We start from the raw sequence: 13,248 nt of genomic DNA, 5'->3' as shown, positions 1-13,248 counted from the left end.
CCCGCCTACGGCGTGTCCTCGGATGCGTTGCGGCGGGTGTTTTCTTTTGTCGTTGTCTACAACAGGGACGTATTAATCCATGAGTAAAACACTTGTTCCGGAGGTTCCGTACGCGGACAGCCGGGTAATCAGCACGCGTGTCGCGCCGGAGGTGCACAAGCAACTCCGCGAGGTTGCGGCCAAGAAAGATTGCGCCGTGTCCGTTATCGTTAAGGCCGCGTTGGAGACGTACATTAAGGGCGTCGCCCACTAATGGCCGATAATCGTACAACCGTCAAAATTTCGGCCGATGCTTCAGGATATACCGCCGAATTAGACCGCGCCCGAAAGTCCGCGCAAGCCTTTCAACAAACGCAAGACCAAGCAGCACAGCGCATTAAGGTTGCTCAGGAGGCAATCGCAGAAGCGGCCACTAATGGCTCTAACGCCTCGGCCCGTGCGATTAACTCCTTTGTTAGCCAGTTGCAGCGCACCGCAGCGGCGGCGGGTCAGACACAGGCCCAAATGCTGCAAATGAAAGCGGCACAGCTAGGAGTTACGGATTCGGTCTCGGGTTATATCTCCGCAATCCAGAAAGCTAGCGAGCACACGCACGAGTTCAATCTAAACACCACCGCCTCTCGCCGCGAGCTTATGGTTTTGGCGCATGAGGCCTCGCAAGGTAGTTGGACCCGGTTCGGCGGCTCGTTAATGGTTCTCGGCGAGCAAATGGACATTATGCGTCTCATTATGTCCCCGCTCGGTTTATCCCTTACTGCGGGCGCGGGCGCGGCCTATTTGTTCTTTGAGAAAATCCACCAAGGCCACGAGCAGGCGGAGGCGTTCAATAAGGCTATCGCAGCCACGGGCGGCTACCTCGGTCTCTCTACTGAGCAACTCGTGGCAATGTCTAACGGCCTCGGCAGGACTTACGCGGACCTCGTGCAGTCACGAGAGGCCCTCGCGCAGGTAGCGGCCACGGGCGCATTTACGGCGGAGAACCTCCAACTCGCAACCCAAGCCGCTCTCGCCATGTCCTCGGATATTGGCGTTGGTACGGACAAGGCGGCGGAGTCCCTCTCCAAGATTCAAGACGGCGTACTCAAGTGGGTTGAGGAGTACCAGAAAGCGCACCATACGTTCAACGCGGCGCAGATTGAGGAAATTGAGGGGTTCGTTAAGCTCGGGGACACCGCAGGCGCTACGGGCGTCATTATGCGCGGCCTCGTCGGTGCTCACGAGGCTATCCAGGCGGACGCGGATAAGCACATGGGCGCGGTACAAAAGTGGTGGACGGATTGGGCCAATATCATCGGGCGCGTGAAAAACGCGATTATGAATATCGGCGTACCGGACGGTATCACTAAGCAGGTTGGGGACCAACTCGCCACGGTGGAGGCCGTACAGCGGAGTATCAATGACCAACGGCGTATGGGTAATCTTGCAGCGGCTACGGCAGCGGAAAAGCAACTCGCGGTCGAAAAGCAAAAGCTAGACGTACTCCGCAATCAACAGGCCGAGGAGTTCAAGACCCAACGTGCTCGTGAAGCGGCGGCCAAGGGTGGCGACTCTAAGTTAGCCGTTACCTCCTATCTCACGTCCGACAAGTATGCAAGCCCGGGACAGAAGCACACGAACGAGCTTGCGACCGAGGATGCGGCCTTTAAAAAGGCGATTACCGGCCTCAACAAGGACAGCGCGGATTATCAAGCGGCCCTGAAACGCCATTACGACAACGTAGCCAAAATCAACGAGGACTACGCCAAGTCCACGCGCGGCCACCACAGTAACCCGAATACGGCTATCAACGGCGCACTTGCCGAGGAAAAGAACCGTATGACGGCTATTGAGTCAGCACGCCGGGACGCGTTGGCGCAAGCTAAGGCGGACTTTGATACCGGGCGGCTCCAGTATCAGGATTACTACGCCAAGGTGCGCGATATTAACGTCAAGGCGTACGACGAAGAAATCGCAATCCAGCAAAAGCGCGTGCAGCTTGCCGCAGGTAAGACCGAGCTTGCCGCCCGCCAGTCCGCATTGGGCGAGTTGCAAAAGCTCCAGGCCGAGCGGCTCAAGGCCGAGAACGACTACACCCGCGCCATTGCCGAGCAGTTCAAGAAGCGGCAGGAGCAGGTAGAGAAGTATCGGACGCAGCAAGCGGCGGCAGTGCAGCGTGTCTCCTCGGCGTACGAGGCGCAGGACGCTACGCGGTTTATGACCTCGGACCAAGCGGCGGCGTTCGATGCTGCACTCCGGCTCCGTGAGTCGTTCTATCAAGCCGTGGCGAGTCTCAAGGAGGAGTACGGCGACGGCCCCGGCGACCAAGAGACGTTTAACCAGAAGTTGGCGATTGCCTCGGACGGTTATAACGCGCAACTCTCATTACTGCGGGATCACTTGGCTAAGGAGCAAGCCCTACGCGAGGACTTCAACGCGCAAATGGGCCTCCAACTCGTGCAGTTGAGCGGTAACGGCAAGACCGCCGCGCAGGTTGTGGCCGAGGGTTTCGGGTCCGTGTGGTCTACGGCTAGCTCTCAGTTGGATGACTTTGTGACTAAGGGCAAGTTTAGTTTCTCCTCGTTCACCTCCTCGGTGCTCGCGGACATGGCGAAAATTGCCTTGCACATGGCCGAAATGCAGGCGTTCCGCGCTATTGGTTCGTCTATGGGTCTTAGCCTCCCGGGCTTTGCCACAGGTGGGTATATCAGCGGCCCCGGCACGGGAACTAGTGACTCCATTCCCGCGATGTTGAGCAACGGGGAAATGGTCATTAAGGCCTCTGCGGTTAGTAAGCACCGCTCTCTCCTGGAGGCTATCAACTCGGGACAGGCCCAACACTTTGCCTCGGGCGGTGTAGTCGGGTCTGCGCCTGCGGGGTCGGGCGGTAGCGTAACTAACCTTACCCTCCAACTCTCGGGCAACGGCGGCGGATTGACCCAAGAGGACCTCGTGGCCCTCGCCCCTGCTATCCAAGCCCTCATTGACAAGCGCATGGCGGTCAATATGCGTTCGCAGGGGGGATATGCGTATCAGATTAGACATGGGCAAATCTGATGGCGGCGGGTTTGCAGATATTCGACGCATCGGGAAATCTTGTTCTCGACGCTTCCCACCGCTCTATGCGGATTATCGATTCTGTGGTGCTAGATGGTTCTAACGGTAGCCGCTCCGATCCGCGAATGGTTAGCGGCGGGTTTGTCTCGTTCCAACCCGACCGTTATATCGGCTACCTTTCGGGCGGGACCATTCACCCGCAATTCTCTTTCAATAACGGCACGCTCAGTTGGACTTACTCGGCCAAGCACAGCGCGCAGTATGACGAGTACCAGACCGGAACTCTTTTCTACGGGGCCTATTAATGATCCTTGCACCATTCACCGCGCCGAACACCGGCGCAGAATCGAGCGCGCACGTTATCCAACGCTTAACGTTGGACTACGCGGCGGGTACGCGAACCACGGTCCTCATTGCCTCCTATCTCTCGCAAGAGGCATTTAGCGAGGGGTTGTTCCCGCTCTATATGCAGGAGGTCCGATTGGAGGGCGTGCTCCCGCCGACAGACCAAGACCCGCTCGCGTGGGCCGAATTACAGCTTGTCCAGGCCGCACCCGACGACACGCCCGCAGGCGGCAATCGCTACGCCCTTGCAGGCGGGGAAATCGTAGCCGCAGAACCCACGGCCTAACGGCCCTTATCCGTAGGCGGGCCGTCACCTGATCCATTGGCCCTAGCCGGTACTTTCCCGGATCGTTACCCTTAAATCTTTCCAAATAGGAACATAGCATGCAGAATCACGAAATCATTGCCAAGGCCCTTAGCACTACCGATCAAATCCGCTTTGCTATCTCGGCGGGTATGCCTCAAGAGGCGGCGGCGGAGAAGTACATGGACCTCCGCTATGTGCGACAGATCGCGGAGGGCCGCCGCGATGCGACGGTGGACGCGGTACAGCGCGCTATCAATGATGGCCGCTCCAAGGCCGCCGAGGTCAAGGCGCTTGCCGCAGCAGTACAGGCCGGGGACAACTCCACGCTGGAGGCGTACACCAAGACGGGCGTTATCAAGGCGGCGGTCGCTCCGATTACCGCTGCGGGGAACGGCGTACTCGTGTACCCAGGCCAGCAAGCAGGCATTACGACGCTCGCGCCGCAGGTAAGCCGTAGCCTCATTGCGATGTTGAAGGACTACGGCGCGCCTGCCCTGCCCCCGCAAACCCGCGCACTTACGCAACCCGCCAACCTTAGCGCCGTGGAACTCCCAGAAGGCGCACCGGTCCCGGGCGCGGCACCGGGTACGGACTTCGTGTTGAGCGGTATCCGCCGATTCGGTTTGCTGGTGGTTTTCAACAATGAACTCCTGCATTTCGGCGGGGACGAGGTTATTGCGTTCGTGGAGGCAGTGCTCAACAACGCGGCTAATAACGCTGTGGATACGGCAGCGATTAACGCGATGGTGGCAGCGGCGGGCGAGGCAAAAGATAGCGTTAATGCCGCGTTTGATGCGGCCCAATTCGACCTCCGCACGGCGGTTTGGGTTGGTTCCCCTGACACGCTCGGCAAGCTCCGCAGCGCGCAAGAGCGCGACGTTTCCCCGCGCGGCGGCAGCTATTACGGCCTGCCCGCGTTGCCTGTGCTCGCGGCCCCGTCTAACACCCTGTTCCTGATGGACGCGACCCGCACGGCGGTCTATGACGGCCCCACGGAGATTCTCCGCAGCGATGACGCGTCCGTGGTGCTGGATTCGGACCCGGCTAGCAGCGCCCTCAAGCCTACGAACTTGTTTAGCGAGAACAAAACGGCGTTCCGGGTGAGCAAGTACGCGGACCTGCACCTTATGACCGCGCCTGTGGCGGTCTCGGTCTCGGCGTAAGCCCGCTTGGGGCCTCTCAATCCCGGGAGGCCCCGGATACAAAAGGAAAATGAATGATTAGCAAGCTTTTTCGACCCCGAGCACCTAAGGCTCCTCCCGCAAGCGCACGCCTGCAATTCCACTTCGCCAGCGATAAGCCGCTGTCGTCCACGCCCGCGCCTGTCGTTGGTCTAGAGGCAGCTATTACACGGGTTCAGCGGGAGTTGGCGAGCCTCCGGGCCACGGTTGCAGCGGCGGCGGGCGCGAGGCGCGCGAGCGCAATCCAAGCAGATATTGAGCGGCGCGCACCGGAATCCGCTGAGCTATCCAAAACGCTGGATAAGAAGCGCGCGCAGTGCGTGGCCGGGTTGATCGACATTTCCGAGGTTGAGCAACTCGCACGCGAACGCGAGACCCGCGCCGTTGTGTGGCGGGCGTTGCATGAGGAGTTACAGAAGCGGAACGCGGCGGACGCGGCGCAAGCCGAGATTGACCGCATCTTGCAGGAGATTGCGTGACGAAGAGCCTGTCCGAACTCCAGACCGAGCTTGAGCAAGTGCGCGAGCTTTTCCTCGCAGCAGTAGCAACCCGAGCAGACGGCAGCACGTACGCCCGCCGTTACGAAGAAATCCAACGTGAGCTTACCGCTCGCGGCCACTCCCCTAACTAAACGAAGGAATCAAAATGACCAAACTCGCATCCCCTATCGCTGCACAATTCGGCGTTCTCCGCGAAGCGTACGGCCCCAACGCCGTTGTTTTGGATAAGGCCCTCGCAATCACGCGTGAACAGTTCGTGGACGGCGTGGACTTCACAGTAACTCTCCCGAACGGCAGTACCGAGACCGTCCGCATTGAGTCGGCTCCGACCTCCGCCGTGGACAGTGACACCGTTGTAGCGATTATCAGCGTTACTCCCGGCTTTAGCTGTGCTCCGCACCCGGGCGCAGCGTGGTCTGTCGCGAGCGCGGAATAAGCCATACACAGTAACGGGCGGCCTGCGCCGCCCCAACTAATAAGGAATCACAATGGATTTCATCATCGACCCGAACGCCTCCACCGAGAACCTTAACGCGATGGTCTCCGCCGCCGAGGCGCAAATCATCGACTACCGTAAGGCGGTGGCGCAGTTGGAACAAATCCGCGACATGGCAAAGCTCGCACTTTTGGGCCGCGAGATTGCCGAGGCAGAGCGCGAATGAGCGCGCGGTATGACGATACGGCGTTCTATTTGAGCAACGCCGCCGTTGCACGCCTCCGGGATAACGCAAAGCGGGCCGGAATACCGGTCCCTCGCTACTTCCGGATCATCGCAAGCCAACTCACGCGAATCGCTAACCCAACTTTCAACCTCTCTGGAGGCGACCTCTGCTACCGCGTGGACGTTGGCTTGCATTACAAGGTGCTCAACGGCCTGCGCCAACTTTGCCGAGACTTGGGCGTACCCGAGGCGGCGGCGGGCGAGCTTGTGGCGTGCGCCACGTTTGAGCCGAAACTGTCCGCATGAGCTACCTACGCGATTGGGGCCTCCAGCGCCGACACCTTAGCAAGCTCGCCAAGCAGCTAGACCTCTCGCTATTCCGCCACAACGGGAAACGGCGGGTACCGCTCGGCAACGACGAGGTACGCGTAGCGATTCACGATACCTGCCTCGGGCCGCAGTGGGGAGATTGCACCGGAGGCATGAACGCGGCGGACATGGACCGTAGCTTGGCCCGTATGGTGGACACGATGCAAATGCGGAACGGGTTCAACCTCGCAGCAGCGCAGGCCCTTATCAAGGCCGGAAAGTGGGCCAAGGCGGGAGCAGTGGCAGCGCACGCCAACGGGAGGCCATACGCCTACGTTATGTCCCGCTTGCAGGCCGCCAGTGAGTTCTACGCCCTTGCTCGGGAGTATCAGGCCAAGCATGAGGCCGAGCGCAGCACCTAGACATACCATGGGGCTTTCCACGGGAGGCACTCATGAGACAGCGCAGCAATGACGGCAAGAGTGGCGAGGAGATAGCCCGGAATCTAGTCCGGGACCTTGAGGCGACGGCGGCCCGGGCCAAGGCGGTAGCGGAAATCGGGCCGCCTAGACCGCTGGAACAGGAGCAGGCCGAGGCCCGAGCACGTTGGAATAAGGAAATGTCCAGAATAGTTGACCGCCTTGCGGATATGGCCGCTCTCCAACGTATCCAAGACGTATTTATGTCCGATGTTGAACGCCGGATTAGGAGATTATTAGAGTATGGGCAGAAAGAGTAGAAGTGACCGGATTAACGAAGTAATGCGGAATAACCCCTCCCTTAACCGGGAGGACACACGTATTGGGGAGTTACTCGCATCCGAGGACCTCCTCCGCAAGGCGCAGCGCGAGGCCAAGAACGCGCCAATTACCGTAGCTACGCCAAACGGTGGCAGTAAGCGCAGTCCGGAGTACGTTGCCCTAGATAGGATTGAGAGTACGGTTAGACGTCTCCGTAATGACCTCGGCCTAGACCGCCTCTCGGTTAAGCGTAATGAGCAGGCCGGGGTAAAGGTTAAGCGGCATAAAAACGCCCTTAATATCATTGCCTCATGGAAAGACGACGCAGCGCATTTCCTAGAGTTGTTAGACTTAATTCCGGGATACGCTGCGGGCGTAGCCGCCCACGGCCTTACCGTGGAGGACATACCGGAACAGGCCCGTGAGGCATATACGAGTAAGCTAAATGCCGAGCTTTACCTCGTTGACAGCATTAGAGCTAACTTGCCTGTCTAGCATTAAAGGTGCAGAAAAGTGCAGCGTATCCTTAGGCTACTTAATGCGAGTTAGCAGCGTAATAGCCGATATAAAGCATAAATTCCGGTATTTAGCCCCTCTGGCCCGTTTCAAAAAGTTTTATTTTGATATTTGTCGATGTTCTGTGACGGTCCCGTCGGTGTCACGCCGAAATTGCCTAACATTTGAGCATACCCCCGGTATTCATCCTCGATTCCGCGCATCGGTACCCATTAAGACGACCCGGCGTAACTCAATGAGATTAGCTAAGCTCAAGCGGAGAGCAGAGAGCGACGCCTCAGAGACAGACGTGTACGGACTATTCATCCTCGATAGACGGGCCTCGTGGTCTGCTATCAGGTCTCGGGTCTTGCCGATACTGGCCTCCAGTTGGAATAGACGCTGTGCTCTCACCCCGGGTAACGAATTCATATCCTCTCCTCTGTGTATGGCTATCGTACTACTGCCGCGTATGCAAAGGGGAATATGAGGATGTACGCAAACGGTGCGGTGCGTACGCGATGCAGGTATGGGGTAGTGCAAAACTTGGAACATTCGGAACCTTTTCACCCGCAGACCCGCATAACACCGTTGCCTCAAATCTCAGGGGTACCACCTCAAAAAGTTGGAACCTATGGAACCTACCTACCAAGGAGTATATGACTGCATATACAGATGACGTATTAGCCGGTGTTGGCCTGAATATGAGAACCAAGGCCAAGGAACAAGAGTTAGCCGCAGCGCATATAGGTGTTGGCGTCCACATTAAGACACAGGTCTATAAGAGCGACGGCTCAAAGGACTTCGCCACGGAACTAGCTAAGGCTCTCTGTGAATCGCCTACATTGGCTAACGGTACACGGGAGGATATGGCCGCGCTTATCACTACTCTGCTAGGTCTACCTAAACCCTTCGTTGCTACGAGATTAAGCCGAGCACTTAGCACAAAGGCCAAGAGCCTAGTTACTGCCATCATGAACGAACACGGATATAACACTCTGGGCCTAGAGAAGGCCATAGATATACGGGACATTATCAGGTCGGGCCTGCGTGCGGATAGCACGGGCGAGCACATGATTAATACGCGCTTTGAGGTAGACGGAGTATGGCTTGGTGGTAAGTGGTATCCATACGAGCGGGTTGTTACTTACGAGACTGACAGCCCGTGGTATTACCTTGGCATCCGGTTTGCCCGCGATTTGATCCAGCTTAAGAACGTATTGGCTATGCGCGATATTGGCATCAACCAATTCATCGGCCTGGACGAGGCAGCACACAGGCGGGCTACTGCGGGGCAATTGGCAGCACGCGCCAAGCTCCGACATTCCTAACGCACCTGCGGAGAACATGACAGAACAAGAAGCACTCGACATCGCGGTTAAGGCGGTTGCCCTCTATGCGGCCCGCCATCCCCGACCGGCGCATGTCACCATTACCCAAGCGGCGGAAATGCTCGGGCGCAGTAGACAGACCGTACGTAGTCACCTCGTAGCCAACGGCCTACGCATCAACGCCCTAGGTTCGATTCCCATTGAAGCGATAGACCGGCTATTGGTGTCTCGCACATGACGGACCGCACATAATGTGCACACGGCCCGCTAAAGCCTTGTCACGCAAGGCCGCACGTTTCCGGTCCCCGGCACCAAGCAGTATGAAGGGCAGCGCGCCGCACCCTCACACCGCGTTCAACAACCGCTCCGCATCCCTCACTGCATCGAGCAGCGCTTCGATCGCCGTATCGCGTTCGAGCAGGCACACATGCTCGATATCGAACGGCAACGCATCCACGCCGACGAAGCGCACCGTACCGCCGAAGCAGTCGCGCGCCTTGCCGCTCTTCACGGAAGCGATGTAGTTCGGGGTGATGTAGAGCGCAACGGGCGTCATGGCGGGCTCCGCGATGGTCCGGTCGATGAACCCGAGTCTAGCCGCACGCACCATCTCGCTGAACCCGCCGCACGCGGGGAAACCGATCCCCTCTTTCGCTGCCTTCGCTGCCTACACCGCATGCCCCAGCACACGCGCGACGTAGTGCCGTCCCCACGCCTCGCCGTGCGCGATCGCCTCGGCGACGGTCTCGAACGGGCCGCGGTCGCCGGTCATTTCGCCGGAGTCGTCGGCGAGTTTCGAACCGTGCAGCGGCTTCTGGTCGAGGCGCGTCACGCGCACGCGGATCGCGTAACCTTCGGACGGCGCCGCATCCTCGTCGCCATCGGCCGCGAGCGGCTTCGGCACGGCCTGCATGGCGAGCAGGTAATCGCCTACTTCGATGTCCTTCTGCATGGCGGTCGTCTCCATCGGTGAGGAACGCGCTCGTCGAACGTCAGTGCCGATTGTGCTACCGCATCGCTGCACAAAACAAGCGGTCACGCGCCGCGATGCACTACAGTGATGCACTGCGGCACGCGTGTTATAAAGCTCCGCCCGACACTCATCACGCCCCGGCGCGTCTCGCCGCATCGGGCACCGACCGAATTCATCGATGAACCATCGCATCCGTCACCTGCTGCCCGTCCTGCTCACGACTTCGCTCGCCTGTCTCGGCGGCTGCACGTCCTATTACAAGAACGTCGAGACCTGCAAGGAGAAGGTGCGGGCCGACTATCCCGACGCCGCGAGCGCGCCGCTCAAAATCACCGGTTCCGGCGCGAGTTATCATGGCTCGCGGGTCGTCGTGCACGGCACGATCCAGAATCCGCCGAAGCCGCCGGCCACGAAGTCTTCATCGGTGCCCGCAGCCGCCGAATGCACGTTCAGCGAAACGTCGATGACCGGCTTCCAGTGGCTCGTCCCCGCGAAGCTCGCGCCCAAGCCGCCGGTCGCCGAATCCGACGACTGAATCCGACGGCTGAATCCGACGACCCAGCCCGAAACCGTCCGCGACGAGGAGATTCGCGCATGCTGCTCGCCCAGATCAGCGATCTGCACATCACGCCGCCGGGCACGCTCGCCTACGGCCGCGTCGATACCGCCGCGTATCTCGCCCGCGCGATCGACGTCCTCAACGCGCTCGATCCGCGCGCCGACGCCGTGCTTGTTACCGGCGATCTCGTCGATGCGGGCGGCATCGACGAATACCGGCATCTGCGCACGCTCCTCGACCGGCTCGCCATTCCGTGGCGCGTCATCGCCGGCAATCACGACGACCGCGCGAATCTGCGCGCCGTCTTCGGCGATCTCCCCGAGCTCGCGGGTCACGACGGTTTCCTGCAGTACGCGTTCGAGGTCGGCGAAGTCCGCGTGATCGCGCTCGACACCCTCGATCCCGGCTCCGGCGCGGGACGCCTGTGCGCCACGCGCCTTGCCTGGCTCGAAGCGCAGCTCGACGCTTCGCGCGACCGGCCGGTGCTGATCGGCATGCATCATCCGCCGATCGAATGCGGCATCGGCTTCATGGACGACATCCGCCTCGCGCCCGACGACAGCCGCGCGCTCGACGCACTCGTGCGGCGTCATCCGAACGTCGAGCGCATCGTATGCGGCCACGTGCACCGCGCGATCAGCGCGCGCTTCGGCGGCACGATCGTGTGGTGCGCCCCGTCGACGGCGCATCAGGTCGCGCTGCAATTGAAATCCGATGGTCCAGAAGCCTTCGTGATGGAGCCGCCCGCATTCGGGCTGCATCTGTGGCGCGCCGGCGTCGGCCTCGTCACGCATTGCATGAGCGTCGAACAAGGTGGCGGGCCGCAGCCTTTCTGAGCCGAGCCTTCAGGTGCGCTCGCGCGCGTAGTCGTCGAGCGCGTCGAGCACGCGATCGAACTCGAGCGATTTGTCGAAGAAGTGACGCACGCCGTATTGCAGGCAACGCTCGCGATACGTCGGCAGCGCGTGATTCGTGAGCACCGCGATGAACGCGGTTTCCGAGCGCGGCGCGCCGCCCTCCTTGAGCCAGGCGAGCACGTCGATGCCCGAGCCGCGCTTCAGTTGCAGATCGACGATGATCGCATCGAAAGTCCGCGACGACAGCAGCGCGATGGCCTCGTCGGGCGCATCGGCGAACGCGGTCACGCGCCACGGCCCGAGCGCGTCGATCGCCTCGGTCAGGCTGCGGCGGATAAGCGGCGAATCCTCGATCAGCAACGCCGCGAGCGGCGGCCGCCGCGCGCCCGGCTGCTCCATTCGGTCGTCAGTGTCGATGTGATTGCCCACGGCGGGCGTCCTCCGGCAGTGCTCTCGCGGATGTTCGAACGATGCGCCGCTATTCGATCAGGCCGTTCTTGATCGCGTAATACGTGAGGTCGGCGTTATTGGAAAGCCGCATTTTTTCGAGCACGCGCGCGCGATACGTGCTCACCGTCTTCACCGACAGATGCAGTTCCTGCGCGATTTCCGTCGGCAACTGGCCGCCCGCGAGCTTGCAGAAAATCTGAAACTCGCGTTCCGACAGCAGTTCGTGCGGGCGCTCGGCGGCGGGCTTGTCGAGCTTGTCGGCGAGCGCATCCGCGATGAACTCCGACAGATAACGATGCCCGCGTGCCACCGTGCGGATCGCGCGCACGATTTCGTCGGGCGCGGCATCCTTGTTCAGATAGCCGTTCGCGCCCGCCTTCAGCAGGTTGATTGCGTACTGGCTTTCGGGGAAGCCCGAAAGCATCAGCACGCCCTGCTCCGGGCGGATCTGCTTGATGACGCGCAAGGTATCGACGCCGTTCTTGTCGGGCATCGCGATGTCGAGCAGCACGACATCGAACGCCTGCGCGCGCACGAGCGCGATGGCCTCGTCGCCGGTGGCGGCTTCCGCGCCGACTTCCATGTCGGGTTCGTCGGCGACGAACTGCCTGAACCCGCTGCGCACGATGGCGTGGTCGTCGGCTATCAAGACTCGAATCATTCGCGTGGTCCGTGCTGCCGGACGGTCTGCTACCAGTGGATCGGCCATGTCATGCGGGCGCCGGGCGCGCGACGCGTCCCCGGCGACCTCGTCCTCATCCGTTGCGGCCTTCCAGCAGATCGGCCATGTCGTCGGCGTGCTCTTCCTCGACGGCGAGAATGTCCTCGAAGATGCGACGCGTCGTGACGTCCTTGTCGCCGAGATAGCGGATGATCTCGCGATACGTGTCGATTGCGATGCGCTCCGCGATCAGATTCTCGCGGATCATGTCGATCAGATCCTTACCTTCGCTGTACTGCGAATGCGAGCGCGACGAGAGGCCGTCGGGCGCGAAATTCGGCGCGCCGCCGAGTTGCACGATGCGCTCGGCGAGCGTGTCGGCGTGCTGCTGTTCCTCGTTCGCGTGCTCGAGAAACTCCTGTGCGACGGCTTCCGAGTGGATGCCCTTCGCCATGAAATAGTGGCGCTTGTAGCGCAGCGTGCAGACGATTTCCGTGGCGAGCGAATCGTTAAGCAGCTTCAGCACGGTCTCGCGATCGGCGCCGTAGCCGGTCGTCACCGCGCCTTCGTCCATGTGCTGCCGGGCATCGGCGCGGATCTTCTCGACATCGAGAACGAAGGCGTCGGTGGATTGGCTCGGCTCGGCGTTTACCGCAGACGATTTGGACATTTGGTTCGCTCCTCTTTGACAGGTGAGTTGACGTTGTTCGCTGGAGCAGGCTTCGGCGCCAGGGTTTCCATAGCGCCCTGCTATCCAATCCGATACTCCGATGCACACACCATGCCTGATCTGTCGAAGAAACCGCGCGACGGTGATGAAACCCGCGCGCGGCTTGATGGCTCGTG

The 13,248-nt window shown here is 60.5% G+C and carries 16 protein-coding genes; 11 read left to right on the top strand and 5 right to left on the bottom strand.

Annotated elements, in window-relative coordinates; all coding sequences use genetic code 11:
- Positions 1-252 precede the first annotated feature (252 nt).
- The 9 genes from NCT05_RS05860 to NCT05_RS05820 all read left to right on the top strand — a co-directional run bounded on the left by NCT05_RS05860 (position 253) and on the right by NCT05_RS05820 (position 8,902).
- Positions 253-3,033 (top strand): phage tail length tape measure family protein, encoded by a 2,781-nt coding sequence (locus tag NCT05_RS05860; protein ID WP_250501892.1) that lies wholly within the window; start codon positions 253-255, stop codon positions 3,031-3,033.
- A gap of 11 nt (positions 3,034-3,044) precedes the next feature.
- Positions 3,045-3,338: a hypothetical protein gene (locus tag NCT05_RS05855; protein ID WP_250501891.1), complete on the top strand. Its 294-nt coding sequence runs from the start codon at positions 3,045-3,047 to the stop codon at positions 3,336-3,338.
- 424 nt (positions 3,339-3,762) lie between these two features.
- A complete protein-coding gene (locus NCT05_RS05850; protein ID WP_250501890.1) occupies positions 3,763-4,848 on the top strand; it encodes a hypothetical protein in 1,086 nt (361 codons plus the stop codon).
- A 53-nt stretch (positions 4,849-4,901) separates the two neighbouring features.
- Positions 4,902-5,345: a hypothetical protein gene (locus NCT05_RS05845; RefSeq protein WP_250501889.1), complete on the top strand. Its 444-nt coding sequence runs from the start codon at positions 4,902-4,904 to the stop codon at positions 5,343-5,345.
- Between the two features lie 166 nt (positions 5,346-5,511).
- Positions 5,512-5,802, top strand: coding sequence for a hypothetical protein (locus NCT05_RS05840; protein WP_250501888.1), 291 nt, complete (start codon positions 5,512-5,514; stop codon positions 5,800-5,802).
- 52 nt (positions 5,803-5,854) lie between these two features.
- Positions 5,855-6,028, top strand: a complete 174-nt coding sequence (locus NCT05_RS05835; RefSeq protein WP_250501887.1) for a hypothetical protein — start codon at positions 5,855-5,857, stop codon at positions 6,026-6,028.
- A 301-nt stretch (positions 6,029-6,329) separates the two neighbouring features.
- On the top strand, positions 6,330-6,758 hold the full coding sequence (locus NCT05_RS05830) for a hypothetical protein (RefSeq protein ID WP_250501886.1): 429 nt from the start codon (positions 6,330-6,332) through the stop codon (positions 6,756-6,758).
- A 300-nt stretch (positions 6,759-7,058) separates the two neighbouring features.
- Positions 7,059-7,571, top strand: coding sequence for a hypothetical protein (locus NCT05_RS05825; protein WP_250501885.1), 513 nt, complete (start codon positions 7,059-7,061; stop codon positions 7,569-7,571).
- A gap of 659 nt (positions 7,572-8,230) precedes the next feature.
- A complete protein-coding gene (locus tag NCT05_RS05820; protein WP_250501884.1) occupies positions 8,231-8,902 on the top strand; it encodes a hypothetical protein in 672 nt (223 codons plus the stop codon).
- 343 nt (positions 8,903-9,245) lie between these two features.
- On the opposite strand, the gene NCT05_RS05815 is transcribed toward NCT05_RS05820, so the two are convergent.
- Together NCT05_RS05815 and NCT05_RS05810 are read right to left on the bottom strand one after the other, a co-directional pair.
- Entirely contained in the window at positions 9,246-9,458 is a 213-nt protein-coding gene (locus NCT05_RS05815) for a hypothetical protein (protein ID WP_008350546.1), read from the bottom strand.
- 111 nt (positions 9,459-9,569) lie between these two features.
- Positions 9,570-9,854 (bottom strand): hypothetical protein, encoded by a 285-nt coding sequence (locus NCT05_RS05810; RefSeq protein WP_008350548.1) that lies wholly within the window; start codon positions 9,852-9,854, stop codon positions 9,570-9,572.
- 199 nt (positions 9,855-10,053) lie between these two features.
- Here NCT05_RS05810 and NCT05_RS05805 point away from each other — a divergent pair, with 199 nt between their 5' ends.
- Complete coding sequence (locus NCT05_RS05805; protein ID WP_008350549.1) at positions 10,054-10,410, top strand: hypothetical protein; 357 nt, start codon at positions 10,054-10,056, stop codon at positions 10,408-10,410.
- A gap of 59 nt (positions 10,411-10,469) precedes the next feature.
- Positions 10,470-11,270, top strand: coding sequence for a phosphodiesterase (locus NCT05_RS05800; protein WP_008350552.1), 801 nt, complete (start codon positions 10,470-10,472; stop codon positions 11,268-11,270).
- 9 nt (positions 11,271-11,279) lie between these two features.
- Here the strand turns inward: NCT05_RS05800 and NCT05_RS05795 are convergent, their stop codons facing one another.
- The 3 genes from NCT05_RS05795 to NCT05_RS05785 all read right to left on the bottom strand — a co-directional run bounded on the left by NCT05_RS05795 (position 11,280) and on the right by NCT05_RS05785 (position 13,072).
- The gene (locus NCT05_RS05795; protein ID WP_239295414.1) at positions 11,280-11,720 is read right to left on the bottom strand and encodes a response regulator; all 441 of its coding nucleotides are present in this window, start codon (positions 11,718-11,720) and stop codon (positions 11,280-11,282) included.
- A 49-nt stretch (positions 11,721-11,769) separates the two neighbouring features.
- The gene (locus NCT05_RS05790; RefSeq protein ID WP_008350556.1) at positions 11,770-12,402 is read right to left on the bottom strand and encodes a response regulator; all 633 of its coding nucleotides are present in this window, start codon (positions 12,400-12,402) and stop codon (positions 11,770-11,772) included.
- Between the two features lie 94 nt (positions 12,403-12,496).
- A complete protein-coding gene (locus NCT05_RS05785) occupies positions 12,497-13,072 on the bottom strand; it encodes a ferritin-like domain-containing protein (RefSeq protein WP_008350558.1) in 576 nt (191 codons plus the stop codon).
- Positions 13,073-13,248 lie beyond the last annotated feature (176 nt).

This window comes from Caballeronia sp. AZ7_KS35, from assembly GCF_023631045.1.
Lineage (GTDB): Bacteria > Pseudomonadota > Gammaproteobacteria > Burkholderiales > Burkholderiaceae > Caballeronia > Caballeronia zhejiangensis.
The sequence above is the reverse complement of the archived record's forward strand: the minus strand, read 5'-3'. Positions and strand labels throughout refer to the sequence as shown.

Bases quoted from the DNA above. Each gene is read 5' to 3' on its own strand.
- NCT05_RS05860 (WP_250501892.1), top strand. From the start codon at position 253: ATGGCCGATAATCGTACAACCGTCAAAATTTCGGCCGATGCTTCAGGA.
- NCT05_RS05800 (WP_008350552.1), top strand. From the start codon at position 10,470: ATGCTGCTCGCCCAGATCAGCGATCTGCACATCACGCCGCCGGGCACG.
- NCT05_RS05850 (WP_250501890.1), top strand. From the start codon at position 3,763: ATGCAGAATCACGAAATCATTGCCAAGGCCCTTAGCACTACCGATCAA.
- NCT05_RS05810 (WP_008350548.1), bottom strand. From the start codon at position 9,854: ATGCAGAAGGACATCGAAGTAGGCGATTACCTGCTCGCCATGCAGGCC.
- NCT05_RS05815 (WP_008350546.1), bottom strand. From the start codon at position 9,458: ATGACGCCCGTTGCGCTCTACATCACCCCGAACTACATCGCTTCCGTG.
- NCT05_RS05830 (WP_250501886.1), top strand. From the start codon at position 6,330: ATGAGCTACCTACGCGATTGGGGCCTCCAGCGCCGACACCTTAGCAAG.
- NCT05_RS05790 (WP_008350556.1), bottom strand. From the start codon at position 12,402: ATGATTCGAGTCTTGATAGCCGACGACCACGCCATCGTGCGCAGCGGG.
- NCT05_RS05835 (WP_250501887.1), top strand. From the start codon at position 5,855: ATGGATTTCATCATCGACCCGAACGCCTCCACCGAGAACCTTAACGCG.
- NCT05_RS05805 (WP_008350549.1), top strand. From the start codon at position 10,054: ATGAACCATCGCATCCGTCACCTGCTGCCCGTCCTGCTCACGACTTCG.
- NCT05_RS05820 (WP_250501884.1), top strand. From the start codon at position 8,231: ATGACTGCATATACAGATGACGTATTAGCCGGTGTTGGCCTGAATATG.
- NCT05_RS05840 (WP_250501888.1), top strand. From the start codon at position 5,512: ATGACCAAACTCGCATCCCCTATCGCTGCACAATTCGGCGTTCTCCGC.
- NCT05_RS05845 (WP_250501889.1), top strand. From the start codon at position 4,902: ATGATTAGCAAGCTTTTTCGACCCCGAGCACCTAAGGCTCCTCCCGCA.
- NCT05_RS05825 (WP_250501885.1), top strand. From the start codon at position 7,059: ATGGGCAGAAAGAGTAGAAGTGACCGGATTAACGAAGTAATGCGGAAT.
- NCT05_RS05785 (WP_008350558.1), bottom strand. From the start codon at position 13,072: ATGTCCAAATCGTCTGCGGTAAACGCCGAGCCGAGCCAATCCACCGAC.